Genomic DNA, 3,223 nt, shown 5'->3' with positions numbered 1-3,223 from the left:
CCTGTATTCTCCCAAGCACAACTGGTTGTATTAAAAACAAAATTATCCCAACAATTTACGGTTGCAGGTTCTGCATCCTGAGAACCCGTATTCTCCCATGTACAACTGGTAGTATTAAAAACAATATTATCCCAACAATTTACTACTGATGGCTCTGCATCTTGTGAACCAGTATTCTCCCATGAACAGCTTGTAGTATTAAATACGAAGTTATCCCAACAATTTACTGCCGGTGGTTCTGCGTCCTGAGTGCCAGTATTCTCCCAAGCACAACTAGTAGTATTAAACAAGAAATTGTCCCAACAGTTAACTATTGGTGGCTCTACATCTTGAGTGCCAGTATTCTCCCAGGCACAGCTTGTAGTATTAAACACAAAGTTATCCCAACAATTAACGGTTGGTGGTTCTGTATCTTGTGAACCCGCATTCTCCCATGTGCAACTAGTAGTATTAAAAACAAAGTTATCCCAGCAATTTACTATTGGTGGTTGCGCATCTTGTGAACCCGTATTCTCCCAGGTACAACTTGAAGTATTAAATACAAAGTTATCCCAACAATTAACGGTTGGCGGTTCTGTATCTTGTGAACCTGTGTTTTCCCATGTACAACTAGTAGTATTAAAAACAAAGTTATCCCAACAATTTACAACTGGTGGTTCTGTGTCTTGAGATCCTGTATTCTCCCAAGTACAGCTTGTAGTATTAAACACGAAATTATCCCAACAATTTACAACTGGTGGTTGTGCGTCTTGGGAACCTGTATTCTCCCAAGTACAATTGGTAGCATTAAACACAAAGTTATCCCAACAATTTACTATTGGTGGTTCTGTAGGTGTTACGTCTGAAATTGTAACCGTAACCGTTATGGTATATTGATAACTTATATTGCCATTAATTACAGGATTGCAACCTGGATTAGAAACAGGGATTATATCAACACTTAAATTATCTCCAAAATCTGGCACAATATTAGGATTAACGGGGCTACCTAAAGGACTTCCAAAATTAAAAGGTGGAGGACTTGTATTTGGAGGGTAGTTGGGCTCTGCAATCAAATTAGTTGCTGGTAAACAGGTTGCGCCCCCAGAATATGATGCACATCCATAAAATAGATTGTAATAGTTTACTGAATGCGGACAAACATTGTCATTCGTGTAGTTTAAAAGAACTATGTCCACTCGTATACCTGTAATTTTTTGACAGGAACCCGTTCTTGCTGGCAATGTAAAATCATGGGCATAACCATCGCTGTGCGAAGAAGTATTCCCTAAACCATTCCAAGCTTTCCTGTCAAGCCCAATTGTAGCGTCATTATGAGTCTGAATCAAAACAGTCTGACCAAAGGACAAATCCGTTAGTAAGATTAAAAAAAATACTATAAGGTATCTTAACATTTAAATTGTTTTCAAAAGGTTGGGAAACGTCAAAAATAACGTGATCCTATTTGGTTCAAAAAAATAGAACTGCCTGAATTTACTGAATAAAATTCAAGCCAAGAATGCGTTTGACAAGTAAATAACTTATTAATACTCCATTAAAGCATATTATGCTATATTAATCAAAAAGAAATTATAATAACTAATATGTTCCTATACAAAAACTATACAAGCCTTTGTTAATATAGAAAAAACAACTTTTTCGTTATTTCCTTATACTAGTTTTAACCATGGTATGATCTGATTTGAAGGTGCTAATTTTTTCTGAATTTATAATTTGTAAATCTTTTGAAACCCAAATATGATCAAGCGATAAAAGCGGAATATTCCAAAACCATGTTTCTCTAAACCCATTACCTTTTTCAGTTAAAACCTGATTAAAGTCCATTTTAATAGTATTTAAAAACTTTGATTCCAATGGCGTATTAAAATCTCCTATTAAAATACATTTATTAGTTTTCTTTATGGACTCTGTAACGAATTTTAATTGATTTTTTCTATAAACATTAAAACTTGAAGCGACGTCAATGGCATAAAAATTTAAAGTGTGAGTAAAAAAACTGATAACAACGGTTTCATCTTTGGAAATAAAGATTTCATCAATATCAATAGGTGTTTTCGAGAAAATGCCAATTTCACTTTCAGCATGCCAATAAAAGAAAAACTCAGGGTATTTTAATTTAGTTTCTTCAAGTTCTTCGGCATGGTATTCAACTAAAACAACAACATCTGGTATGTTTTTGGTCTTTTCAAAAACGTGTTTAAATTCTCTTTTATGAGTTGCATTCCAAAACACAATTTCTATATCATTTTCCTGAATAACTGCTGAGGTGTTTATATTAAAACTTCGGCTCACCCAAAGTATTAATAAAATCAAAGCTAAAACTAAGTTAAAAGCTCTTTGTTTTTTATTTATAAAAAATGAAAAGAATACTATGCCTAGAATAATTAGAGGTAAAGGAAAAGTATAATAGAGTAATGAAAAGAAAAAAGTATTTTCCTTTAGCACAAAATGAATCAGTAATAATGCAATGATTAATATAAAGTTGATTCGGGATCTATGTCGTTTAAAAAATTTCAGCATTAGCGTAATGGGAATCCTTTTGCTGCCCACCAAGGGTGAATTTCAATTAGTAATCGCCCAGCTATAACCATGGGGTCTGAATTGGCTAAACTATCTGCCATTTTTAAAGTTGGTACATTGTAAATGGTTACACCTCTCATTTCACCATCGTCTCCAAATGGGCCAGAAATATCGGCATAACCCATCTCATACATTTTAGTTAAATGTTCCATATGCAACTTTTGAAGCTCGGCAGATTCTTCTTCATTTTGCCCTCGAATTGGACCTTTTTTTAAAAAAGCCATAAAATATTGTTGCATTAAAACGGTGTCTTGTGTTTTTTTATCAACATAATCAAAGGTTTTAAACCCTTTCTTTGTAAGCTCTTCTTTGAGTTGTTTCATGGTTTTAGTAACCTCCATTTTAATAATTTCTTCAGATTCTTCTATAATGGAATCCTTTATTATTGTTGAAATTTCATTAACGTCTTCCTTAATTTCAGGAAGCGGTGCTTTTGATTCGTCTTTACAGCCAAAAAAGAACGAAATAAAAAATACCAATATTATTAATTTTTTCATGATTTCCATGTGTTATATGGTTGTTTACTTAATTGAGAATTATAATATTTTATTTGTCCTGATACTTCCTCGCCTAGCCAATCTGGAGTTTCAAAAGTTTCGTTTTCCGTTTCCAACTCAACTTCGGCTATTATTAAGCCTTCATT

General features: G+C 33.4%; 3 protein-coding genes and 1 pseudogene. All 4 read right to left on the bottom strand.

The features are described 5' to 3' along the window. Positions 1-1,394 (bottom strand): hypothetical protein (locus WBN21_RS15260; RefSeq protein WP_424201781.1); only part of this gene is annotated, 1,394 nt, incomplete at its 3' end. A 247-nt stretch (positions 1,395-1,641) separates the two neighbouring features. Continuing rightward, positions 1,642-2,313, bottom strand: coding sequence for an endonuclease/exonuclease/phosphatase family protein (locus tag WBN21_RS15255; RefSeq protein WP_424201779.1), 672 nt, complete (start codon positions 2,311-2,313; stop codon positions 1,642-1,644). 206 nt (positions 2,314-2,519) lie between these two features. After that, a complete protein-coding gene (locus WBN21_RS15250) occupies positions 2,520-3,077 on the bottom strand; it encodes a YciI family protein (protein WP_424201777.1) in 558 nt (185 codons plus the stop codon). Continuing rightward, positions 3,074-3,223 (bottom strand): annotated as a pseudogene (locus WBN21_RS15245) (CYTH domain-containing protein); the annotation flags it as partial. The pseudogene WBN21_RS15245 and the gene WBN21_RS15250, both read right to left, overlap by 4 nt.

This window comes from Algibacter sp. (genome assembly GCF_049667265.1).
Lineage (GTDB): Bacteria > Bacteroidota > Bacteroidia > Flavobacteriales > Flavobacteriaceae > Algibacter_B.
The sequence above is the reverse complement of the archived record's forward strand: the minus strand, read 5'-3'. Positions and strand labels throughout refer to the sequence as shown.

What these genes read in the sequence shown, in the direction of transcription:
- WBN21_RS15250 (WP_424201777.1), bottom strand. Translation starts at nt 3,077, where the DNA reads ATGAAAAAATTAATAATATTGGTATTTTTTATTTCGTTCTTTTTTGGC.